Raw genomic sequence first — 24,832 nt, 5'->3', positions numbered from 1 at the left:
TCCCTTGAACAGAAATCAAAGACATCAGTTTTGCTTTAGGGTTTTTCGCAAACCTAAACGGATAACCCTCTTTCCACCAGGGGCGGATGCTATTGCCGGCCGTATTTTGCGGGTACACGTGCAGCAAACTAATACTTAACGATAGTAAGAGTAATGAACGTCTTACATTTTTAATTTGACAAGACATGATTTAATTATTTTTTAGGTAATGAGTGGTCAAATAAAATTATGATTAAAGTATCTATAATAACCAGACATTTAAATGTCAAAATCGGAACCTAATCTTTATTAGACAGCGTTGGGTTGAGATCCTTGCTATTTCAATTCCAACCCGCTTTATGGAAATACCTACTTTATTCCATAAATATTAACTTTCAATCCTTTCATTTTTAAATTGATTGGTGTTACTACATTGAATAGCGCCAATTCAAAAAACACGTTATTGTAATTTCGGTAATCATCAAGCGTAAACATATCGTTTGTAGAAACATGGTTCCAGTTCTTAGGTTGATAATCGTTCTTAGTCATTAAGACAATATCCCTCTTACTCCAATAAAGAAATTTTTTATTCATGCCATTTCTATCGACGAGGGCTAAACGAAAATCGGGTTGATCTTCTATGCCAGGAGTTGCAAGATATACATCGGCGGACGTTTCAACATATAAATATTTATACTGCCTGGGAATAGCAAAGTCGGGCATCAAGCTAGTATCCTGTTTTTTTGTAAAAATAGTTTTTGGAACGGAGTCGTTAAACGAGAAAAGTAATTCTTTCTTTCCGGGCAAAAGATTCGGCTCTGGCGGATAAATTTTATTGCTGTCGCACACATAGTTGTTGATGATTTTGAAATTTTCCAGCAATCGCGTGATATGTTTTTTTATTGAATCGTTTTCAGTTTCGTCCATTAGTAATTCAGGTGTTAGCTTGTAAAGCTCTCCTTCAGAAAGCATATAGTCTTTATAAATGTAATCATTGATCTCCCGGCTCCACGCCATAAAGGGCATGGATTGTACATTCCTGAAGGAGGCAGCGGTATCCAAAACGTCTCCCAGCCAATTTACCTCTTTTGGGTTATAAGGCATTTTATAATTATTCAATACAAGAGCAGTAATGGTAGGTGCAAGGTTATTATGTGAATTAACAGAATAAAATTTCCTGGGTGCCTTCAGCTTTGGCGAATAAATAATTAACGGCACATGATAATCGTCAATATTACCGGTTGAAGGGAACGAACCAATGTGATGATCGCCTGTAATAAAAAAAATGGTGTTGGAATATTCAGGTCGTTTTGCATAATCAGCGAAGAATTTTTTTATGCAATCATCTGCAAACATAAAAGTTACCAGTACAGTTTTAGTGGCTTTCAGTGTTCTTCTTATGTCTTTCGGCACAACAATTTTTTTCATCTTCTCGTCAAACATCTTTTCATATTGCGGCTTTTGCTCAAACAAGTACGGTTCGTGTGAGGTAGCGGTATGATAAATATTTAAGTAGGGTGTTTTAGGAACAGAGTCCATTACTTCGAAGCTCCGGCTGAATAAGGCATCATCAGGATAGCCCATTGACCAGCCGCCTGAACCAACACCCATTTCTTTGTATTTTGGACCGAAGTGCGACAGTATAAAATCAGTTCCCTGAAGGCGTATGTAACCGCCCATATTATCAAAGTCGGGGTTAAAGCCAATCATAAAACTGGTACGATAACCATTTAAACGAAGTATTTTTATCAATGATAAATGATTAGGCATTACGCTCATCAATGAAAAGCCACGCCTGCCGTAAGGCAGCGAACCCGAGATGGCAGGATGCGCTGCAAACGTGCCGGGCGCAGTGCTCAAAAAATTATCCCACACAAGACTTTTAGTTGATAACGAGTCCAAAAAAGGAGTGAAGCTGGTAGCATAAGCTTTGTCGCCGCTGAAATCGCGTGATAGCCCTTCCACCACAAGTATAACAATGTTAGGTGGCATTTTATTAAGGTTGAAAAAACTGCCTAATACGTCTTTGCTATTGTTCAGGTGCAACAAGGGATACTCTTTGCTTGTATATTCAAAAGGATGTTCTTTTTGATAAAATTCTATTTCGCTTTCAAGTTGTTTATTGTTCAACTTACTAACGGTACTGTTATCTTTTGTTTTAAAATAATGGTAACTATCTTTTATCCAAAAACTAAACTTATTGCATTCGAGATAATAGCCTCCGGCTTTTATGAAATTACTTTGTTTGGGCATTGCAAACCGAATAAAGAAAACAGAAACCACGCAGAGACAAAATAAAGAAACCGATATGGATTTCTTTATCAAAATTCTTTTAAACAGCTGGTAATACAGTACAAAATATAAAGCGATATAAATAATGAAAGGGATGTATAGTTTAAATCCGCTGGTGAGCATTTGTTTGGTGGTAAGCCACGAATCGGCAGCATTTCTCGTAAAAAATTCGTGATCAAACGGTCGTGTCCGCTCCGAAAAGACAATCAGCAAACCCAGGTACATTATTATAAATAACACATTTACAAAATGAAAGAAAACACTTGCAACATGTTTATTTATAAAGTATAAAAGCAGGAATGGAATGAGCATTATACAACTATAAATTAAGCATGCCCATACATCAAACAACAAACCAGCTAATTCGTATTTATAAGCATTTGCGATAAAAAATTTGGACGCTACGGCAATGTATTCGAATATCCTGGTAAGACATATTGTAACCGTAAATGCAATAACGATCCTAAACCAGGATTGAAGAGCATCAAAGCTTTTGTCGGATATTTTATTGGACATAAACTCTGCCCGGCTTAAATTGATTTATTGTCATCAGCGGAGCAGCTAAAGTTATTGAATAGATAGAATACTTATGTAACAAAAGCGTAAGATCATTGATTCAGGGCTACTTCAAATCATTGACTCAAATTCGGGTCTTTTAATGCATTCATACAGGGTTATGGAATGATGAGAAGTGCCGGCGGTAAAGATGGAAATTGCAGTATGGTACATCAACTTTCTATAGAACACATTGCCTGTGCCTAATTCAGGTTACAGAATAATAAAACACGTTTAATTGCTAACTGCTTCCATGGTTGATGTTGGAAGGCCGATTGCTCCCTGGTGCTTTACTTCGTAATAAAAATTCTTGCTAAAGCTGCCGACGTTCTCGTCCAGAAAATCGTGTACAGCGCCTACTGACGGAGCTTCCCAAAGACAGGTTCCAATTTTCATATTCATAGAAGGATACACGCGGTGAAGCTTAAAACCAAAGGGTAGATTTTCGCCGATGTTGTTCGTGATAGACCAGAATTTTTCAGTATCCTGGATTTGATGATGAGCGATAACTAACATAAGTATAGATTTTAACTTGTAACATAAACCTGGTTAGGGGCATCAGGTATATATTTCATTTTCTTAACGATAATAACAATGCCGTTGATAATAAAAAATTGAAACGACTTGAAACTAACAACGTTGAAAGTTGAAATTTATTTTAGAAAGTCGGTTTTTTTATTATAAGCATTGGAAGAAGATGGCTTTGGCCGAATAATTTTGTTGATGCATTTGTTCCGTTGAAAAAAGCTTAAAAGCCTGAAAAATGATTGGAACATAATTTAATAAATCGACACTTCTTTTGATTTCGCAAATCAACTCAATTATGGAAATAAAAGTTTAAATAACAGCAGAACTAGCACATGATCTCATACACGAAGACACATGGTTCTTAAATCAATTTATAATTACGTTGTTACTATCATCCACTGATTATACTATGCAGACTTTTCATTTTAACCAACGACCATTTTTCGAGCCTGTTAGTTAATTCTTCTAACCTCACGGGTTTAGCGAGATAGTCGTTCATGCCGGCTTTTAAACATTCGTCCTGGTCGCCTTCCATGGTATTGGCAGTTAATGCAATTATTACAGGTTGAATTTCCATGGTCTCTCTTATAACACGGGTTGCCTGTATGCCATCCAACTCGGGCATTTGCATGTCCATTAAGATAATATCATACGCTTTGTTGCGCGCTTCATTCACGGCTTTAGCGCCGTCTTCAACGAGCACCGGTTTGTAGCCCAGTTTATTTAAGATGTGCGAAATAACTTTTTGATTTATAAGATTATCTTCCGCAACCAAAATTTCCAGTGGATGTTTTTCTGCAAAATTTGCAGGTAATTTTTGCCGTAAATTTTCAGGGGCAACCTTGCCATTAACCTGCGGTTGAAGCGCCTCTAATATATGCCTGCTAAGTACATGTTGCCTTATCGGCTTGCTTAATATGGAATGGAAGAGTTCAGTGTCTTTACTTAAATCTCCACCAATTGAACTAAGTACAATAACGGGGATGGTTGGGTAATATTTTTTTACTTTTTTTGCTAACTCAAGCCCATTCATATTGGGCATTTGCATATCCGTTAAAACAAGGTCAATTTGATTATCTCCAGATAAAGCTTTTAAGGCTCCTTTGCCGGAATCGACAAGTATTGGCGACAATTTCCAAAGTTCGAGCTGGCTTTTCAGGATAGCGAGGTTAGTCATATTATCATCTACCACCAATATTCTTTTGTGTTGCAGGTCGGCCATGTTATATTGGGTATAAGGATTAAGGACCTTGTGGCCTATCGTGGTTTTTATAGTAAATGAAAAAGTAGAACCCTGGCCGGCCATGCTTTCCACATGAATTTCGCCATCCATTAATTTTACCAGTTTTTCTGAAATAGTAAGCCCAAGGCCCGTACCCCCGTATTTCCTGGTGGTAGAAGAATCAACCTGGGAGAACGCGGCAAAGAGGCGATGCAACTTATCTGCCGGAATGCCAATGCCGGTATCACGTACTTCAAATTGCAGGGTCAAATTTCCTGATACATCAGCCGTAAGTAAACGAACGCCTACAAATACTTCGCCTTCATGAGTAAATTTCATTGCGTTACTTACCAGGTTTGTCAGGATTTGTCGCAGCCTTAAATCGTCTCCTACAATCTGTAACGGAACATCGTGATCAATATGATACACCACATCAAGTCCCAATGTAGCTGCCCTGGTACTAAAGATATCCAGCACATCTTCAATACAGGCCCGCAGATCAAAATCCTCATGCTCCAGTTCCATGTTGCCGGATTCAATTTTAGAAAAATCCAAAATATCGTTTATTACATTCAACAGGCTTTCGCCGCAGGTTGTAATAGTATTCGTGTATTCGCGTTGTTGGTCATTCAGGGGCGTTTCTGCCAATAATGACGACATGCCAATTACACCGTTCATCGGAGTTCTTATTTCATGGCTCATGGTTGCCAGAAAAATACTCTTCGCCTGGTTGGCCATTTCAGCATCCCGCCGAGCTTTTTCTGATTCAAGTCTTGCCTTTTGTTCTTCCATCGTTGAATGCATCAATTGCATCGTTCGTTCTTCCACTTGTTTTTCAAGCACCTTTTTTTGGGCATTAATTGTGCGCACCCTCATCCTGTAAAATCCGATGCCGGTGCCAATAATTATTAAGGCTACCAGAAGCTTGAACCACCATGTGAGCCAGAAGGGAGGTGTGATCGTAAGTTGAATGTTTATAGTGCGTGCTGACCATTCGCCTTCATTATTGAGCCCTTTAACTTTGAATACATAATTACCCGGATCAAGATTAGTGTACATTGCCGTTCTTTTGGTACCAACCTCGTTCCAGTCTTTGTCAAAACCTTCCAGCATATACGCATATTTCTTCTTATCTGCCGGTATATAATTCAATGATGCAAATTCAAAAGATATGACAGCGCTATTATAGGGAAGTGTGATGTTGCCTGTCTCGGTTATCGATTTATCACCCGAAGAAGAATTGGTTTCTTTAATGGCAATGGGAACTTTTCTATTTGCAATACGAAAATCGGTAATTACCAGCGGAGGATCAAAATCCCTTTCTTTAATATTATCCGGGTTGAATTCGTTGAACCCGTTGATGCCACCGAAATACATTAAGCCTGACCGGCTTTTGCAATAGGATTGTTTAAATTCATCTGATTGCAGCCCGTCGCCCACTCCATAATTTTTGAATTTTTTTGTTGTGGGATTGAATTGCGAAATTCCCTTGTTGGTACTTAGCCAAAGGTTCTTTTTTGAATCTTCGAGTATGCCAAATATCACATCGTTAGGTAAGCCATCTTTGGTGGTATAAACAGTAAACACATTTGTTTTTCTATCCAGGTAATTCAATCCGTCATTGGTGCCAATCCAGAGGTTACCTATTTCGTCCTCAAGAATGCAGTTTGTGCTGTTATCACTTAGACTATTTTGCTGATCATTTTGTTTGAATTGTGTTACCTTATTTTTTTTCCAGTCGAAGCGATTCAACCCGCCACCGTCTGTTCCTACCCATAGTATGCCATCCCTGTCTTCAAATAGCGACAATATGTTATTGCTGCTTAAATTTACATTCTCATGCGTGTACCTGGTGAAGCCATCTTTGTGGGGATCATAACGACACAAGCCCTTGCCCTGCACGCCTACCCACATGTTATTTTCATGATCTTTTAATATTACCCAGCCATTGTTTCCAATTAAGCTGTTGGTGTCATTGCGATCATTTTTGTATTGTTTATAGGTATTTTTTCTTGGGTTGAAAACAGTTATACCGTCGCCCCAGGTACCTATCCATATATTTTCATCTTTATCCTGCGCAACACTTAAAATATAGTTTCCGCAGATCGAATTCTTATTACCATCCTCATGTTTGTATTGAGTAAACTTTCCGGTCTTTCTATCGAACAAATTTAATCCGCCGCCATCTGTTCCGATCCAGATACGCTCTTTCGTATCTTCATAAATGCTTAATACATTATTATTACTAAGCGTATTGCCCGTGAGGTTATGTTTGTAATGAGTGAATCTGCTTCTATCCGGGTTTATGAAATTTACACCCGCATTATAAGTGCCGATCCAGATATTTCCCCTGGGATCTTTGTAGATGCAATTAATGGAACTACTGCTTAGGCTATTGTTGTCAAAATCATCATGCTCATAATTTTGAAATATTTCTGTCCTGGGATCAAATTTGCTGATACCACCGTTTTCTGATCCGATCCACAAAATACCCTCATTGTCTTCAGCGATAGAAAAGATCACATCATCGCATATGCTATTCGCAGTATTATTCTTTTTAAATGCACGAAACTTTCCTGTAATCCTGTTGAATAAATTTAAACCGCCCCCGACGGTGCCGGCCCAGATGTTATGCCTGCTGTCTTCAAATACAGTCCAGATATTATTACTACTTATTGAATTGGGATCGTCATCATTGTGCTGAAACCGGGTGAACGTTCTCTTCTTTTGGTCAAACATGTTAAGGCCACCATTTGTAGTAGCGATCCAGATATTGTGCTGACTGTCTTCTATCATGCCGGTAACGCCATTATCGCTTAAGCTATGTTCGTCATTCTTATTATTTACATAGTGAATAAACCGGTTTCGTTTGGGCTCAAATACGTCAATACCAGTTTCAGTGCTTATCCATACTTTGTTATCGCTGGCAACAAGGAGATTTCCTAGAAGATTCCCTGAGATACTATTCGGGTTTAAAGGATCGTTCTTAAAATGGGTAAACTGATCTTTCTCGCGGTCATACTTGTTTAGTCCGCCGCCCCAGGTTGCAATCCATAGATCGCCATTCTTAGCTTCTGCAAGTTCTTTAATATAATTATGGCTAAGGCTTTCGGAATCTTTTGAATCTTTTTTATAGACGGTTATATTATAGCCATCGTATTTATCAAGGCCATCCTGGGTCCCAAACCACATAAAACCATCACTTCCCTGTGCAATTGAAAGAACATTACTTTGCGAAAGGCCGGCACTTGTCTGCAAATGCTCAAATCTCAAATTCCTGGTTTGCGACCATCCGAAAAAAGGAATCAGTAACAAGAGAAAAAAGCAGGAAGTGATTTTCATAAAATTTTAGACAAGCAGGTCTGCAAGTGTTAAAGATCGCGTTGTAGCTTGTTTACAGACACAACGAATATTTGAAAAAATAATTGCTCTCGGGCTAAAATATGATTGGCTAAAGCAAAATGAAAAGAAGTATTTTTTGGAAGGTTTGCTTAACTACTGCTATCTAAATAGAGTTTTGCGACGCAATTTTATATGCGTTTTGCCTGAAATTTATTTCATCTTGCTTTCAATTTCCGCTAAATCAATTTGATTTCCCAACTGTTGAAACTCGGGTTGTTGCATTAAGCGGGTCTTATCGTTAAAGCCATCACCAACTGCTTTTATTAAATCGTCCCGGGTCGCTTTTGCATTTTGGCCCCTGGCATTTAGTATAGCGGAGAAATACCAGGCTTCACTATTTGTAGGATCAATATATTTATAGAGATTCACAAAGTTTTGCGCATCTGCATCCCGGTGCCCTGTTATAAGCTGGTTGCTGATAGAATAAAATGCCAAAGACAAATAAGCCTTTAAACGCTTATACATGGCGCCTTCAGCATTCGCATCTTTAGCTTTTGCTTCAATGTCATTTATGGTCTTCATCCAGTAATTCATATCTCCTTGTCGAAATTGTTTTTCATATTCAGTCTTTAGATTTTTTTCTGTTGTAAGCAGGCTTTTTCTTGCCTGCAATTGCTTTTTATAAGCCGGATCACTTTTTAATAAGGCATCTTTTTCTTTAAACCAATTCACTTCGCTGGTTAATCCTTCCAGCATGTTTATTGAAAGCTTGCATTCCTCCGTTGCTTTTAAATAGTTGTTTTCTGATACATATTCATCAATTCTTTCTTTGCTATTGCTAATGTAATTGCCGATTAAACTGTTATTGACTGGAATCGTTCTTGTTTCCATTGCATCGAACTGCCAACCGGCAAAAGCAATGTCCATAGTGTTTTCCGGTGCCCATTCATGTATACCATCAAAGAAAATGATCCGGTGTCTTGTTTGCGTTTGATCAAGACCGTTAGCAATGGCAACGAGGTCTGTCATATTCAAATCTCCTTCGCCCGCAATAGCAGTAAAACTGAAATTGAAATTGCCGGCATTGAGTATATCAGGCAGCACGGCGCCGTTGGCTATTACTCCTTTTATTTGGTTCTGGTGTAAACCAATATAGGTTGCTACTTTTGCGCCGCCTGAAAAACCACAGAGATATATTCTGTTTGGATCAATTTTTAATCGCCTTTGAGAATCGCCGGCAAGGGTGCTCCATATATTTTCAGCAGTTGGCCAATCGTTGCCATTTTTCGAATTATTACTTCCAATTAAAATAAAATCATATTTATCTGCCAATGCTTTGTACTTGTCTACCGGTAAAGAGCCGTCACCATGAGGATCGAAAAAATAGACTACAGGTAGTGCTTCACCGTTGCCACTGGCGGGTATATATAATGCATATGATTGTTGAGGATCAGCTTTGCAAATAACATGTGCAATAACTTGCCCGGTTTTAAAACTGTCGGCTGCGAAGACTGCATTTGCAATGGTGGTATCGACATCATTAGTTTCTTCACCAGCGTTCCTGCTGTTCCTGCCTGCGCAGGAAATTATATAAAAGAAAAGAATGCTTAGTCGTACAAAACGAATTGCTTTCATAAATAAATGATGTGAAGCAAAAATAATTTTATTTTGATAAGACTTTTACGACAGGTTTTATGCTGCTTTTCAATTCCGGAACTTCAGATGCCTTCTCTTAATTTCCTTTTATAACTTTTATTGTTTGAGTCTGGTCTGATTTAATAATGGTAAGAAAGTAAGTTCCCCTGGCCAGGTTACCTGTTGCGTCTATTGCCATAACGTTAGTTCCTGCGAATATGGATTTAGTTGCTGTAACAATCCGTTTGCCTCTTACATCAGTTAAAACAAAAATTGCTTTATCGGCTGATGGTGATTGAATTGTTATTACCAATCTATCTCTGAAAGGATTGGGATTGGCCGTCACGAAATTTTTATTAAGGTCACTTCTTAACTGCACAACTTCACTGAACTTAATGCCGGCATCCTTGTCCACTATTTTAAGCCGGTAATAATACACTGATGCCGGTTCTATTAAGATGTTATCGCTGTAACCATAACTATTGCTCCCGATGGCTATTGTTTGACTGGTTGCTGCGAATTGCTGACCATTGCTGCTTCGTTGTAATTCATAATAAGCCACGTTTTCTTCATTGGCAACTTTCCAAACGAGCTTGTTTATTAGCCCATTATTTTTCCCGGTGAAGTTTACGAGTGTTACCGGCAACGGACCACTCTCGGGCACTTCGATAAACGATGAACCGATATATGGATTCGCACCATTGGCAATATCGAGATCTATTAATTTATTAAATGAAGACGTTTCGGGATCAAAGGAAAATATAACTCCCGCATTATTTACACCTCCGTCGTAAGTAGCGCCATATAATTTTGCGTCACTGGCCTGCATTAAATTGCCATAGGGTTTGGCTCCGTTGTATCCATTAAAATCATCCAATTTGTTGAATGTATTAGTCAGCGGATCTAAAGAAAACATCACCCCATAATCGGCTGCGCCACCCTTGCTGGTTAGCGCATATAGCTTACCGTTAGTTGCTATTACAAAACTGCCGTAGCTAAAACCGCCATCGTTATAATAATTAAAATCCTTAATCTCGGAATAGACCATGGTTAGGGGGTCGAAAGAGAAGATAACACCTGCACCTGTTGTGTCGTGCCTCTGTACGTAGCCGTTGCCACCCTGGTTTGTTATGCCGTATAACTTTCCATTTGCAGCCTGTACCAGGTTGCCATATGGATTTCCGCCGTTCTTATAATTAAAATCGAAGAGTTTTGTAAACACAGAGGATGAAAGATCAAAAGAAAAGATTGAACCAAATCCATATTTACCATCATTAGAAGTTAGCCCGTATAATTTGCCATCAACAGCTTGCAAGAGACTGCCATAAGGATTATCGCCGTCCCCTTTCTCAAAATCCTTCATTTTCGTATAAGTTGAAGTTGCGGGGTCGAAAGAAAACATGACTCCTGCATTATTGCTTCCTCCTTTGCTGGTCATTGCATATAACTTTCCATCCGAATACCGAACAAAACTGCCGAAGGGATTTGCCCCGTTACTGCTATCAAAATCCATAAGCTTTTTATAAGCTGAAACAGCAGGATCGAATGAATAGATAATGCCCTGGTTGCGAATGCCCCCAAAAGGCGTCATTCCATATAGCTTGCCATCGGCTGCCCTCATAAGATGGCCTGACGGTCGTTGGCCCATTACATCGGTACCAAAGTCTTTCAACTTCATATAGGCGCCTGAAGAAGGATCAAAAGAAAAAATTACTCCTGCATCGGCTACACCCCCCTGGAAAGTAGTGCCATAAAACTTTCCGTCATTTGCCAATGTCATATTGCTAAAAGGGCTTTTCCCATCACGATTATTAAAAGCTTTTTCAATCGTATATTTCGAGGTAGAAGTATCGAAAGAAAAAATTATCCCGAGGTTAGCATTACCACCTTCTGATGTCATGCCATATATTTTACCATCCGCGGTCTGCACCAGGTTACCTAACGGTTCTCCACCATTCGCACCGTCAAAATCCTTGAGTTTTATATAGGTTAATGTTGAACTTTCAAAAGAAAATAGGACCCCCTCATTATGGCTTCCTCCTTTGTATGTCATTCCATAGAATTTTCCATCAGTTCCATTCAGCAGGCTGCCATGTGGATAATAACCACTGGCATAATCAAAATCTTTCAGTTTTGCAAATGTGAGATTGCCAGTATTGAAGGCAAAAATTACCCCGGATTGGTTGCCGCCACCATTGGCACACATACCGTATAGTAAACCGTCGTTACCCTTTACAAGGCTACCTAAGGGAACTGCACCATTTACATTATCGAGGTCATCAACTTTAGTGATCTTAAGTGACACGGGATCAAAATAAAAAATGGTACCAAGATTTTGGTTTCCTCCTTCAGCAGTCATTCCATACATTTTGCCGTCAGCCGTTTGTATAAGGCTTCCGCACGGATTAGCGCCATTGTCATTATCAAAATTAAACAGCTTTGTGTAAGTTGATGAAGAAGGGTCAAATGAGAAAATCACGCCGGAGTTTAGGTCTCCGCCAAACGAAGTCATGCCGTATAATTTTCCATCACTTGCCTGGATAAGGCTTCCTGAAGGTTGTGCCCCATTTTCACCATCAAAATCAAAAAGCGTCGAGTAGTCAGATGTCGCCGGATCGAAGGAAAAGATCACACCCGCGTCAACGGCGCCGCCATTAAATGTCATGCCATAGAGTTTTCCGTTGGATGCAAGCGTTAAAGCAGAATAGTAAGGATTGAGGCCGGGATTTTGAAAAGATCGCTGAACCGCCAGTTTGTTGGAAAGACGATCAAACTTATTGATTGTGCCTCCACCATCCTTTCCTCCTCCAAAAGTAATTCCGTACAATGATTGTGACCTGACGACCAGGGTGACAGCAAAAAGCAAAATAAGAGTAAGTAAATTTTTCTTCATTTCAGTTAGGGGTTTAAGATTACATTAGGTAAGTTAATTATAAGCAATGCAGTATAAAATTAGTTAGCAAATAATCAAGATTATATGAGGGTGATCTATGATATAAATGACCTAAATCATGATCAGTAACAGTTAGTTTTTTCGAAGGAAGAAAGGATGGCAATAGTGTATTTTACTGAACAGATTTTTAGAAGGAATTTGACCAAATAATTGTCCTTCTTAAAAAGTGGTTAATCCAGGGATAATGTAAATCTTCAATTTACTTTAAAGGAGTGTTTGCAATTAGTAACGCAAAGCTAGAGAATAAATTCTTGAATCAATTTTATTTATTCATATCATAACCTGCGACTTTCCACAGAAAAGTGTAAGTTTTATTCTGCCAAAGGAGGACGGTCAACTAAATCATTTCCTGTAACTTTTCCACAACCACTTCCACTTCTTCTTTTGTGTTGTATTTACTAAAAGAAAAGCGTACGGTAATTTGATTGGGATTATTATTGATGGCTCTTATTACATGGCTTCCGGCATCGGCGCCGGAAGTGCAGGCGCTGCCGCCACTTGCGCAGATATTATTGATGTCGAGATTGAAAAGAAGCATTTCAGATTTTTCTGATTTGGGAAATGCAGCGCTTAAAACAGTATATAAACTATTGCCTGCATAATCGCCATTAAAGTAAACATCGGGAATATTTTCCTTCAGCGTTTTCTTCATATAATTCTTAATACTGCTTATATATTCCTTATCCGTTTCATGATTGGCTGTTGCCAGCTCCAGCGCTTTTGCAAAACCAACGATTCCATATAAATTTTCAGTGCCGGCACGCATGTTTCGTTCCTGGCTGCCACCATTTATGAAGGGATGAATTTTGATATTTTCATTTATGTATAAAATGCCAACTCCTTTTGGTCCGTGAAATTTGTGGCTGGCGCCTGTAATAAAATGTACAGGAAGTTTTCGCAAATCAAAATTATAATGGCCTACAGTTTGAACTGTATCTGAGTGAAAAATGGCATTGAATTTTTTGCAGAGATTTCCAACAGCTTCAATATCTGTGATGTTACCAATTTCATTATTGGCATGCATTAATGTAACAAGGCATTTTTTATCGCTTTCTTTCAGCAATCTTTCAAGATCACCCATATCAATATGGCCGTTCGGTAATACCTTCACAAAGGCAAACTCCGCTTCTCCTTTTTTGCCGAGATATTCCACGCAATGTAATGTGGCGTGGTGTTCTATAGGCGAAGTAATAATTCTTTGGCACCCTAAATCATGCACTGCGGCATTGATGGCAGTGTTGCTGCTTTCGGTGCCCCCACTGGTAAAAAATATTTCGGCGGGATGTGCATTTAATATTTTAGCAACTGACTTTCTTGCATTTTCAATAGCCATTCTTGTTTCTCTGCCATAAGAATATATTGACGATGGATTGCCAAATTTTTCGGTAAAATAAGGCATCATCGATTCCAGCACTACAGGATCCAATGGAGTTGTCGCAGCGTTATCGAAATAAATTCGAACCCCAACCCCTAAAGGGGCACTTGAATGATCATTTATCATCTGGTTTTTTTCCATAATAGTTCGAACAATGTTCCCCTAGGGATTAGGGGTCTACATCGCCTCCCTGATATCGTTCATAATTTTCTTGGCGATATTTTCGGCGGTGGTCTCAAAGTTACTTTCTGAGTAAATTCTTATGATAGGCTCTGTATTGCTGGTTCGCAGGTGAACCCAATCTTTATCAAATTCAATCTTTAACCCGTCTTCCGTATTAATAGGATGGGTTTTGTATTTATCTTTTATTTTTTTAAAAACTTCCTTTACATCGACACTGGTTTCCAGTGCAATTTTATTTTTTGAAATAAAATAATCAGGATAGGTACCACGAAGTTGATTAATTGATTTTTGAGAATGAGCCAGGTGGGTAAGGAATAAACCGATACCTATCAACGCATCCCGCCCGTAATGAAAGTCAGGAACGATAATACCCCCATTTCCTTCACCACCTATTACCGCGTTTACTTCTTTCATTTTATTAACCACATTCACTTCTCCTACGGCGGATGGGAAATACTCACCACCATGCTTATGCGTAATTTCTTTCAGCGCTTTGGTTGACGACATATTGCTTACTGTGTTTCCCTTTCTCTTACTCAATACATAATCTGCAACAGCAACCAGTGTATATTCTTCACCAAACATGCTCCCGTCTTCACTTACAAAGCAAAGCCTGTCCACATCGGGATCTACAGCAATCCCCAGGCTTGCATTTTGTTTTTTTACTTCATTGCTCAGACTCGTAAGATGCTGGGGAAGCGGCTCGGGGTTATGGTCGAATTTTCCGTTAACCTCACCATTTAAAACAATGACGTCTTTTACGCCCAGCGCTTTTAACAATGCAGGAATGTAAATAGCGCCTGAACTGTTAATTGCGTCAACAACAATTTTATATTTAGCTTTCTTTATAGCAGCTACATCAACGAGTTCGTAATTTACAACCGCATCAATGTGCTTTTCCATGTAAGAACTATCGCGGGTATATGTGCCGGTTTTGTCAACCGTGGCAAAAGTAAAATCTTCCTTGTCGGCCAATTCCAAAACTTTTTCACCAGCTTCACCACTTATAAATTCACCACTATTATTGAGCAGTTTCAGTGCGTTCCATTCTTTCGGATTGTGGCTGGCAGTTAAAATAATGCCGCCTGAAGCCGATTCATATTGTACCGCGATTTCAACCGTTGGAGTAGTGGTTATTCCAATGTCGATCACATCAAAGCCATAAGCCATAAGCGTATTGGCGCAAAGGTCGCTTACCAATTCGCCGCTCATTCTGCCGTCTCTGCCGATAATAATTTTTTTATTGTCCCCCTGCGTTTTCAGCCACGCAGCAAATGCCGCCGTGTATTTAACGATGTCCGGCGGGGTAAGGTTTAGTCCTGGTTTTCCTCCAATAGTTCCTCTTATACCGGAGATGCTTTTTATCAGTGCCACTTGTTCATGTGTTTATGGAGTAAAGATAAAGTAAATTAGATAAATTGATGTCTCAGGGCATTTTGATTATTGGTTATTAGGGCATTGGCTGTTGGCTTATTGGCCATTGACTATTGCCTAATTATTTACATTTGCTTATGAGTAAAAACAAGCCCTGGTTTAAAGATTGGTTTAATTCACCATATTATCACCAGTTGTATTTTAAGCGTGATGAGGCGGAGGCTAGAAATTTTATTAGAAAGCTGATTGAACATTTGCAGCCGGCCAAAGAATCTTTTATGCTGGATATCGCCTGCGGCAGGGGACGTCATTCAAGGATTTTAGCAGGCATGGGGTTTGATGTAACAGGCGTAGACCTTGCGGCGGAAAGTATTAAAGAAGCAAAAAAGTTTGAAGCCGAAAACCTGCACTTTTTTGTTCACGATATGCGGCTTCCTTTTTGGATTAATTACTTCGACTATGCATTTAATTTCTTTACAAGTTTCGGATATTTTAATACCAGGAGGGAACACGAGAACTCTATCAGAACCATTGCGCAATCTATAAAACCCGGGGGCGTTTTTGTTTTAGATTATCTCAATACTCACTATGTTGAGGAACACTTCGTACCGCAGTCGAAACTAAAAATAGACGACGTTGACTATTATATTAACAAGTGGTTTGATGAAACCCATTTCTATAAAAAAATAATTGTAGAAGATGTAGCATTAAAGAAGAGAGTTGAACACCAGGAAAAAGTTGTGAAATTCTCTTTGGGAGATTTTACAGATATGCTATCTTATCATCATTTACAGATCCAGGAAGTTTTCGGAGACTATAATTTTAATCCTTATCATATCAAAAATTCTCCAAGGATGGTAATAATATCGAAGAAAGTAAATTAGCCTGCTATTATCTTTTGGAGTTCTTGATTGCCCGGACCTTTAGGTCGGGGTGAAATGAAAAGGTCTAATGGCTATAGCCACTTACCCGAAAACACCGGATATATTAAAGCGGAAAAGCAACAAATATATTTGTGCCCAGCCTAAAGGATCGGGATTATTGATAGGCGAACGAAACAGACAGCCAGGTTAGTTTTTATTATTCACCAACATCCATTTTGCCGTTTCGTACATTGCGGAAGTTAGTTGCGAAAGGTGATTAATTACGGAATCTTTTTGTACAGGTGTAAGTGGAACTTCACCAGGCCGCATAGGCATCAATTCCTCTTTTTTAATTCGCAGATTTTTTACAAAATAATAGTCGTTGGTAACAACGCCAATATTTCCTTCATCATGATGAATGATAAACGCTGCGTTCATTTCATTCTTTGAATGCAACACATCCCTTCCCAGCGTAGTGTTAGTGTACGACATGTGCAGCATACCTGCAAGTGTTGGCAAAATATCAATCTGGGAAACTACTTCAGTTTTTTTCTGAGGTGTTATTAATTGTGGCGCATAGAATAACATCGGTACATGTTCATCACTTAACCGACCCGATGTCCATGCTTCGGGATACATTTGGGAAGCTTCTCCCTCTACACCATGATCACCAACAAAGACGAAGATTGTATTATTAAACCAAGGCTGCGTTTTTCCTTTCTCTATCATTTTTTTAAAACAGTAATCCGTGTAGCAAAACGATTGAAATTCCTGCTCAGATTCAAAACCGTATTTTACTAATGTATCTTCATTAACGAATTTTCTTACAAAATCAGAGTCTTCTAACGGTATAGTGTAGGGGCGGTGATTATCGGCAGTTTGAATAATTGCAAAAAAAGGTTTGTCCTGTTTGGAAAAAACGTTTTCGGCGTTGAGAAAAAGATTTTTATCGCTGATTCCCCACACATTTATTACGGGAGATTTATACGATCCTTCCTGGTAAAGATTAATGCTGTCAATATTTTTGACAAGCCCCTCGAAATTGTTGAAGTTGCTATTGCCACCAAGAAAATAAAACTTCTTATAGTCAGTGAAATCATTAATAATAGTATGCTGATTCACGGCTTCAGGATTGCGTGACGAAAATTCAGAAAGCTGAACATCAGGTGTGCCCGTTAGAATGCCAAAAACGCCCCTTGCTGTGCCAAATGTTGGCGTAAAACAACGATCAAAAAATAAACCACTATCGCACATGGATTTAAAAAAAGGGGTAGTATTAAGCGGGTTGCCACTCATACTGCTCTTGTACATACTGAAGCTTTCGCATATAACCAACACAATGTTGGGCCTGCTTTCCAACGCCTTGCTGTCTGGCAGCACCAGCCTGCTGTAATCTTTGTCAGCAATATTTTGAGCATCAAGATGCAAAAAATTTGCAATCAACGGGAAATAAGATTTCGCTTTTGCATCCTCAAAAGAAGGCCGCCTGAATTGAAGTGTGGTAAAAAAATTTTGCAGTGGATTTAAAGCAACATAAGATTTGAAATTATCATTCAATTGGAAAGCATCTTTCCATTTTAAGGGGCTAAACGAGAAAATGCCATAAAGAGACCAGCCTAAAAAAAGTATAGCTGCAGCATGCCATCTTTTTCTGTAGACCGCATTTGTATTTAAATTTCTTTTTAAGGTTTGTACATGGGTTTTTTTGAAAACCTTCGCCATTAACAAAACAGTAAGCGCAAGGCTGCTCAGAATCCAAACCATCGGATAACTTTCCCAAAGCATTTTAGTAGATGTAAGAGGATCTTCGGCAAAATTTAGTGCGCTCGCATTGATGCGGGTATGATTGTAACTGAAATTGCCAAAATCTGCTCCGAAAAAAAAGAAAACGATCAGCGTTGCAAATGCAAGATAGTAAGACCATAAACGCTTATTTCTTTCAGAAAAAAAAGGCGAAAATCTCGGGTATACTGAAATGATGGCAATGGGCAATAAAATAATGGCAATCCATTTTGCATCGTATCGAAAGCCCAGCCAGAATGATGGAAGCAAAGACGAAATGGTAATATTTACGGGCTTGAATAAAAATACTGTAGCTACCCGGAAGAGCGTAAAAACCAGGATATAAATAAGCCACAATACAAAGATCCACTGAATCGTCAATGGGACATTTCTAATCAATTTGGCTTTAACAATCATGGTTTAAAAGTCGTAAAGGTAATATTCATTAAGGAGCTAATTATGAGCGATTGCATTTCTCTTTAAATTATTCAACATCATATACCGGGCGGTTTCATAGTATGCCTGCGTAAGTTCTTTTATTGCCTGCATGTCTTGTTCTACTAACGGTGTTTTAGGCAATGGGTCATTGCTGTTGCTATACCTGAAATCTTCTGTGCCACTTAAAAGATTATGAACGTAGCAATATTCATCGGTAACCATGCCAATTTGTTTAAGGTTGGGATCAAATAAAAAAGCTGCATATTTAAAACGGGCAGTACTAACGTGAATGGTGTCAAACAGATTTTTACCAATAGTAGTATTGGTATAACGTATATGCGCAAGTGCAGATACGGATGGCAAAAGATCGACCTGCGAACAGGTTCTGTCAATACGTTGCGGTGCCAGCAAAGAAGGAGCATAAAAGAGCAAGGGAACGTGTTGCGTCGTTAATCCATCTATATTCCACGCTTTTGGAAACATGTTTCCAACATCACCACGAATGCCATGGTCGCCAACAAAAGCAAAGATGGTGTTATTAAAATACTTTTCTTTTTTGGCAGCTTCAATAAATGTTTTAAAACTAAAATCGGTATATCGAAAAGCATTTAATTCATCATTACTTTCGAAGCCATATTTTTTCAAAGTATCTGTGGGATATTTTTTTATTTCGAATGTTGATTTGTCTTCACCCGGAATCGTATATGGCCTGTGATTATCTGCAGTTTGAATTACTGCTACAAACGGGCTGGTTTGTTTCTTAAAAACATCATTGGCTGCAAGAAATAACCTTTTGTCACTTATTCCCCACACGTCAATTGAATTGGCTTTATAATCGTCCTGTTCGTACATGTGAAGGCTATCGATATTGTTAGTAAGCAATCCTCTTATATTGGCCCAGCTTAAGCTTCCCCCAATAAAATAATATTTATCATATCCTGTGTAGTCGTTTATAATTGTATGCTCGTCTACTGCAGAGGGATTGCGGCTTGCCGTATTGGGATATTCAACATCAGGTATGCCGGTTATAACAGCCCAAACTCCTCTTGCCGTTCCGTATGCCGGAGTGAAGCACCTGTCAAAAAAAATTCCGTGGTTACACATTTCATTAAAGTAAGGTGTAGTGTTCAGCGGATTTCCCCACATGCTGCTTTTATAAGCGCTGAAGCTTTCGCATATAATTACTACTACATTAGGCCTCGTTGTATTGCCTTGCGGTAAAAATGTTCTTTTATAATTTAGCGTACTACTGTCAGCGTTAGTTATTCCAAGCGACGATACCATCAATGGATAATATTCTTTCACTTTTTTAATATCGTAAGTAGAGTTCCTGAATTGAAGCGTACTCAGAAAACTTTGAATGGGATTTAATGAAAGATTTGCTCTAAAATCATCGTGAAAAGAAAACGCATCACTCCATCGTAATGGATATTGGTTCAGTCTTCCAAAAATTCCAATTCCCAGAATTAAAGCAAAAACAATTCCTATCAATACTTTTGAGAAGCCTTTACCGCGATATAAAGACAGTTGCATTTTTTTAAACCATCTCATAATAAGACCATATAACAAAATAACGCTGACGATGATGAGAAGTATTAAAGTAACCACAGGATAGGTTTGCCAAACCATATTCATCGAAATTTTGGCGTCGGCGGTATAATTTAAGACACTGGCGGCTAAACGCTGATGGAGGTAGTCGAAATGCTCAAAGTCGACAGCATAAAGAAATACCAGCGAAAGGGTTATTATAAAAAAATAAGTTTTGAAAATTTTTCTGGAGATATTATTTTCAAAAGGATTGCAATTTTTTGTACCTAACAGCCACGCAAGGATTAACGCAAATAATATTCCCATGTAAACCAAAGATGTTTTAGGCACATGCCCTTTCTTCATAAAAATTATGAGTAATACCATAACAACTATGGTCAGGATTATTTGCGCAATGCTCCCAGCCGTAAGACGATTTTTATTGTTATAATTTAAATGAAGATTTCCAATGAGAAATGGAAACAGCACGATACCGCACACAATCCTCGTATCAAAATTTAATCCTAACAAGAATGCTTTAAAGCAATTGGCAAATGAATATTGGGAAGGCCTGAAATGGTAAAAAAATACAAATCGCATAATCGTCATAAAGATCAGAAATGCAATTGCCGTTAAAAACATCCATTTAACGAGACGGGGTAAAGCGATTTTTTTCATTTAGAAAATTAAAGGACTGCAAATTTCCATTAAAGAAATCGAAAAAGATGATAAAGCAAATGTAAATATTTGGCAAGTGTTTTATGCAATGGTTATTTTTGTGCGAAGTGGTATTGATATAAATATTAAAATCTATGTTCCTGCCTGACGCTGTAACACGCTTTGACTACAGGGTATTTTCAAAAGTTAATGGGCAATGGCATACACCATTTCTCGATGAATTTATACCGTTTGTTCGCGAACCGTTTGTATGGATGCCGTTTTATTTTTTTCTCGTGCTATTTACGACCATTAACTTCAAATTAAAAGGCTTGTACTGGACGTTGTTCTTTATCTTAAACGCCATAATAAGCGATTATGTAAGCAGCACCATTATAAAGGGTAATTTTATAAGAATCCGGCCGTGCCACGACCCTGCAATTGCAGACACCATTCGATTTCTCGTTAGTTACTGCCCGGAGAGCTCCAGTTTTACTTCTTCACACGCCGTGAATCATTTTGCGGCTGCAATGTTTATATTTACAACGTTCAGGAAGGCAGTCAGCCCCAAATGGGCTTATCTTTTTTTATGGGCTTTGTTAATTTCGTATGCCCAGGTCTATGTCGGGGTTCACTTTCCGTTTGATGTATTTTGTGGTGCAATAGTTGGCGCAATACTTGGTTACATTCCGGCTAAATTATTTAATACCAAAATAGGTCTGTTATCAACCTGAAGAAAATTATATGTTAGAATTTGTTATTTTATTTTTTCTTATTCTGCTCAATGCCTTATTTGTGATGAGCGAAATGGCCCTGGTTTCATCAAAAAAAAACAGGCTGGAGGCAAGCGCCGCAAAAGGTGACATAAGATCCAAAACTGCACTTGGTCTGAAAGAAAACCCGGATATATTTTTGTCTACTACACAGGTTTATATAACTTTAATTTCCATTTTAACCGGTGTATACTCGGGCGAAAAATTCGGTAAGTATTTACAACCATACCTTGAACGTATTCATTATATAAAGCCTTACGCTGCCACCATTTCAACGGTTATTATAGTTATACTGGTAACTTTTTTATCAATTCTTTTTGGGGAATTAGTACCCAAAAGAATTGCCATTATGCGACCCGAAAGAATTGCCAAACTTGTTGCAAGGCCCATAAAAATATTGAGCAGTATTTCTTTCCCCATCGTATGGTTGTTAAGTTCGCTTAACTCAGGTATTTTCAAATTATTAAATATCAGGTATAACAAAGACAACCAGGTAACGGAAGAGGAAATAAAGGCAATGATTAATGAAGGAAGTGAATCAGGTACCATTGAGGAAGAAGAAAAAGACATCATTGAAAGGGTGTTTCATTTGGGCGACAGGAACATCACTTCGCTGATGACCCACCGTACAGATATTGTTTGGTTCGAAATAAACGAAGAACTTTCATCAGTAAAGGAAAAGATAAAGGAATTTCAGCATTCAGTTTATCCGGTATGCGAAAACAATATTGACGACATAAAAGGGGTCGTTTATATAAAAGAAATGTATCTGCAACCTGACGCATCTCTTTCTTCGCTGATGAGAAAAGCATTGTTTGTTCCGGAAAATAATTCAGCCTACCAGGTGCTCGAAAAAATTAAGGCTACCAAAATTCATTATGCCTTTATCGTAGACGAATATGGCAGCCTTTTGGGTATGATAACGGTGAAGGATATACTAAACGCCATAGTGGGAGAGATGCCAGAGGCCGAAGACGACGATTACGAAATTGTTGAAAGAAAAGATGGAAGTTTTTTGGTAGATGCGCAAATTCAATTTTACAATTTTCTTACCCGCTTCGATAAAACGATTTGGATCAATGAAGGTGAAAATGAATTTGATACCCTCGCCGGATTTATTTTGCATGAGTTAAAGCGTATTCCTGCAACGGGCGATACTTTTGAATGGCGTGGTTTTACATTTGAAATAATAGATATGGACGGGCAGCGTATTGATAAAGTGCTCGTGCAGATTTCTGATGAGATCAGGCAGGAAATGGATTAGTTGGTTAAAAAGTTTATTAGTTAATGGGTTGATTAGGTTAGGAAGAAAGACAGTTTAGCTATTCCACTTTACTAATAAACCGATTAACTTTTTAACCAATTACCTCAACTACTATAACTCAATTTCCTGATCAAGTCAGCAGGCAGTTTCGGGAGGTTTTTTCTTTCAATTAAAAAAGTGGCAAGCCCTGCAATATCCCTAAAAATGTAATGGCTGTTCAGCGCACCTTCCAAATAACCACGGCCGCTTGTATTGCCTGTTCCCATGCGCATTCCAATCATTCTTCTTACCATATCTATATGTTTGTGCCGCCAGTTGGCTAGTTGATGGTCGGTTTCGATAAGTGCATCAAGAATTTGGTAAGATGTTTGAAAAACGGGAAAATCCCTGTAAAGCATGATGAACAATGCAGCCCGCATGGCTTCTGGGGAAAACAAGGGTTTTTCTATACGACTCTCATCTGTTGCAGAATTTTCATTGTTGAAAAAAATAGCATCAAAATCATTAATTCTTTTTGCTTCCTTTTCATTTAGTCCATTTTTATAAATATGCCGGTAATCACTCCAGAAAGGATGAAGTTGATCTGTGAGAGGAAATTGACTTGGATAATTTTTCCATAAATCATTTTCAAAAAAAGGAATTCTTTCGAGCCATTTATTTACAAGCGATAAAAGACTTACGGCATTCTCTGCCTCATTAATTGCATTAAAATCTTTTTCATCAAAGCCACCTTCGTTAGTACGCTTGTAATAAGTTTTATTAAAGCGATTTTCCATCTGTAAGCCCAGCCTGGCTTCAATCAGCCTGAACTGTAGACTTTGAAAACCGGAAGCGGGTATTAAAAGGTTTCGGAATTCAAGAAAATCCAGCGGCGTCATTGTTTCGAGTAAGGTTACCTGTTGGGCTAGCAGTTCAAGTATTTTTATGATCCTGTTCAGCCGGTGGCGAACAAGGTTCAAATCTTCTGAATTATCATTAATTTTTTCTTTCTTAAATACGCTCATTATAAAATCAAGCTCAAATAAGATTTGTTTAAACCAAAGCTCATATGCCTGGTGAATAATAATAAAGAGTATTTCGTCGTGGGCCGGTTCGTTACCGGGTTTAAAACTTTCAGGGTGCTGTGCTTTAAGAATTGCGTCCAATTGGAGGTAATCGTTGTAATACATTCTCTTGTTATCTGACATAAGTACTTATTAATAATTTCAAAATTAGAACGAATTATTTTGGAAGCGGCGGTTATTAAAATGCCTAAATTTATCCGCTAATTTATTTTTAGTTTTGTTGATTAACTCAGGAAGTTTTATGAAAACATATATGTCGTTTGCTTCAACCTTATTGATATTTGTAACCTGTGTAATGTTAAGTTCTGCGAATAGTGTAACGGCCCAAACGGGCAGGTTTCCCAATAAGGCTTCAGTTCACCCATCGTGGAGCGAACAAAGTAATATTTATGAAGTGAATTTGCGCCAGTATACAGCTTCGTCCTCTATCAAAGATTTTGAAAAAAGCCTTCCCCGATTAAGAAAAATGGGCGTGGAAATTCTTTGGTTTATGCCAATTAATCCTATTGGGATAGAAGGCAGAAAGATGACAACTACGGATTTGGGAAGTTATTATTCGGTAAGAGATTACAAAGCCATAAATCCTGAATTTGGTACTATGGCAGATTGGAAACAGATGGTAAAACTTTCTCACAGTTTGGGCTTCAAAGTCATAATTGACTGGGTTCCGAATCATACTTCTCCTGATAATCCGTGGATAAAGAATCATCCTGATTTTTATAAAAGAGATAGCGTTGGGAACACAGTCTATGACGCTGATTACACAGATACAAGGAACCTTAGTTATGACAATATGGAACTGCGTGATAGCATGATTGACGTCATGAAATTCTGGATTACTCAAACCGGCATTGATGGTTTTCGTTGCGATCACGTAGATCCAATACCTCTCGATTTTTGGAAGACCTGTATTGATTCTTTAAAGAAACTGAAAGACGTATTTATGTTAGCTGAAAGCGAGAATCCTAAACTTCATACTGTTGGCTTTGATGAAACATATGGATGGAGCGTTATGTGGGCGACGGT

Annotated in this window: 15 protein-coding genes; 4 read left to right on the top strand and 11 right to left on the bottom strand. The window is 38.4% G+C overall.

The annotated features are described in order from the left end of the window. The 8 genes from ACO1O5_RS22200 to glmM form a co-directional block, all read right to left on the bottom strand. Positions 1-187 (bottom strand): hypothetical protein (locus ACO1O5_RS22200; protein ID WP_486274206.1); only part of this gene is annotated, 187 nt, incomplete at its 3' end. A gap of 161 nt (positions 188-348) precedes the next feature. Then, on the bottom strand, positions 349-2,787 hold the full coding sequence (locus tag ACO1O5_RS22195) for an LTA synthase family protein (protein ID WP_486274205.1): 2,439 nt from the start codon (positions 2,785-2,787) through the stop codon (positions 349-351). Between the two features lie 273 nt (positions 2,788-3,060). After that, positions 3,061-3,342, bottom strand: coding sequence for a hypothetical protein (locus tag ACO1O5_RS22190; protein WP_486274203.1), 282 nt, complete (start codon positions 3,340-3,342; stop codon positions 3,061-3,063). Between the two features lie 403 nt (positions 3,343-3,745). Further along, a complete protein-coding gene (locus ACO1O5_RS22185) occupies positions 3,746-7,918 on the bottom strand; it encodes a hybrid sensor histidine kinase/response regulator (protein WP_486274201.1) in 4,173 nt (1,390 codons plus the stop codon). A gap of 210 nt (positions 7,919-8,128) precedes the next feature. Further along, positions 8,129-9,553 carry a hypothetical protein gene (locus ACO1O5_RS22180; RefSeq protein ID WP_486274199.1) on the bottom strand — a complete coding sequence of 475 codons (1,425 nt, stop codon included), beginning with the start codon at positions 9,551-9,553 and terminating at the stop codon, positions 8,129-8,131. A 97-nt stretch (positions 9,554-9,650) separates the two neighbouring features. Beyond that, positions 9,651-12,446 (bottom strand): choice-of-anchor tandem repeat GloVer-containing protein, encoded by a 2,796-nt coding sequence (locus ACO1O5_RS22175; RefSeq protein ID WP_486274197.1) that lies wholly within the window; start codon positions 12,444-12,446, stop codon positions 9,651-9,653. 397 nt (positions 12,447-12,843) lie between these two features. After that, entirely contained in the window at positions 12,844-14,022 is a 1,179-nt protein-coding gene (locus tag ACO1O5_RS22170) for a cysteine desulfurase family protein (protein WP_486274195.1), read from the bottom strand. Positions 14,023-14,058: 36 nt separating this feature from the next. After that, on the bottom strand, positions 14,059-15,438 hold the full coding sequence (gene glmM, locus ACO1O5_RS22165; RefSeq protein ID WP_486274192.1) for a phosphoglucosamine mutase: 1,380 nt from the start codon (positions 15,436-15,438) through the stop codon (positions 14,059-14,061). Positions 15,439-15,575: 137 nt separating this feature from the next. Here glmM and ACO1O5_RS22160 point away from each other — a divergent pair, with 137 nt between their 5' ends. Continuing rightward, entirely contained in the window at positions 15,576-16,322 is a 747-nt protein-coding gene (locus tag ACO1O5_RS22160; protein WP_486274190.1) for a class I SAM-dependent methyltransferase, read from the top strand. Positions 16,323-16,508: 186 nt separating this feature from the next. On the opposite strand, the gene ACO1O5_RS22155 is transcribed toward ACO1O5_RS22160, so the two are convergent. Then, entirely contained in the window at positions 16,509-18,500 is a 1,992-nt protein-coding gene (locus tag ACO1O5_RS22155; protein WP_486274188.1) for an LTA synthase family protein, read from the bottom strand. Positions 18,501-18,536: 36 nt separating this feature from the next. Then, the gene (locus ACO1O5_RS22150) at positions 18,537-20,726 is read right to left on the bottom strand and encodes an LTA synthase family protein (RefSeq protein WP_486274186.1); all 2,190 of its coding nucleotides are present in this window, start codon (positions 20,724-20,726) and stop codon (positions 18,537-18,539) included. A gap of 134 nt (positions 20,727-20,860) precedes the next feature. Between ACO1O5_RS22150 and ACO1O5_RS22145 the strand changes: the two genes are divergently transcribed. Next, a complete protein-coding gene (locus tag ACO1O5_RS22145; protein WP_486274185.1) occupies positions 20,861-21,439 on the top strand; it encodes a phosphatase PAP2 family protein in 579 nt (192 codons plus the stop codon). Positions 21,440-21,449: 10 nt separating this feature from the next. After that, positions 21,450-22,742 carry a hemolysin family protein gene (locus tag ACO1O5_RS22140; protein WP_486274183.1) on the top strand — a complete coding sequence of 431 codons (1,293 nt, stop codon included), beginning with the start codon at positions 21,450-21,452 and terminating at the stop codon, positions 22,740-22,742. A 104-nt stretch (positions 22,743-22,846) separates the two neighbouring features. Here ACO1O5_RS22140 and ACO1O5_RS22135 read toward each other — a convergent pair whose 3' ends face one another. Continuing rightward, on the bottom strand, positions 22,847-23,929 hold the full coding sequence (locus ACO1O5_RS22135; protein WP_486274181.1) for a tryptophan 2,3-dioxygenase family protein: 1,083 nt from the start codon (positions 23,927-23,929) through the stop codon (positions 22,847-22,849). A gap of 118 nt (positions 23,930-24,047) precedes the next feature. On the opposite strand from ACO1O5_RS22135, the gene ACO1O5_RS22130 reads away from it, so the two are divergent. Beyond that, a partial coding sequence (locus ACO1O5_RS22130) for an alpha-amylase family glycosyl hydrolase (protein WP_486274178.1) occupies positions 24,048-24,832 on the top strand: 785 nt, incomplete at its 3' end.

The sequence above is a fragment of the Ginsengibacter sp. genome, assembly GCF_057362405.1.
This window is presented reverse-complemented; position numbering and strand designations above follow the sequence as displayed.

Excerpts from the sequence above, each read along its gene's own strand:
- ACO1O5_RS22155 (WP_486274188.1), bottom strand. The coding sequence starts at position 18,500 with ATGATTGTTAAAGCCAAATTGATTAGAAATGTCCCATTGACGATTCAG.
- ACO1O5_RS22170 (WP_486274195.1), bottom strand. The coding sequence starts at position 14,022 with ATGGAAAAAAACCAGATGATAAATGATCATTCAAGTGCCCCTTTAGGG.
- ACO1O5_RS22160 (WP_486274190.1), top strand. The coding sequence starts at position 15,576 with ATGAGTAAAAACAAGCCCTGGTTTAAAGATTGGTTTAATTCACCATAT.
- ACO1O5_RS22180 (WP_486274199.1), bottom strand. The coding sequence starts at position 9,553 with ATGAAAGCAATTCGTTTTGTACGACTAAGCATTCTTTTCTTTTATATA.
- ACO1O5_RS22195 (WP_486274205.1), bottom strand. The coding sequence starts at position 2,787 with ATGTCCAATAAAATATCCGACAAAAGCTTTGATGCTCTTCAATCCTGG.
- ACO1O5_RS22145 (WP_486274185.1), top strand. The coding sequence starts at position 20,861 with ATGTTCCTGCCTGACGCTGTAACACGCTTTGACTACAGGGTATTTTCA.
- ACO1O5_RS22190 (WP_486274203.1), bottom strand. The coding sequence starts at position 3,342 with ATGTTAGTTATCGCTCATCATCAAATCCAGGATACTGAAAAATTCTGG.
- ACO1O5_RS22150 (WP_486274186.1), bottom strand. The coding sequence starts at position 20,726 with ATGAAAAAAATCGCTTTACCCCGTCTCGTTAAATGGATGTTTTTAACG.
- ACO1O5_RS22140 (WP_486274183.1), top strand. The coding sequence starts at position 21,450 with ATGTTAGAATTTGTTATTTTATTTTTTCTTATTCTGCTCAATGCCTTA.
- ACO1O5_RS22175 (WP_486274197.1), bottom strand. The coding sequence starts at position 12,446 with ATGAAGAAAAATTTACTTACTCTTATTTTGCTTTTTGCTGTCACCCTG.
- ACO1O5_RS22135 (WP_486274181.1), bottom strand. The coding sequence starts at position 23,929 with ATGTCAGATAACAAGAGAATGTATTACAACGATTACCTCCAATTGGAC.
- ACO1O5_RS22185 (WP_486274201.1), bottom strand. The coding sequence starts at position 7,918 with ATGAAAATCACTTCCTGCTTTTTTCTCTTGTTACTGATTCCTTTTTTC.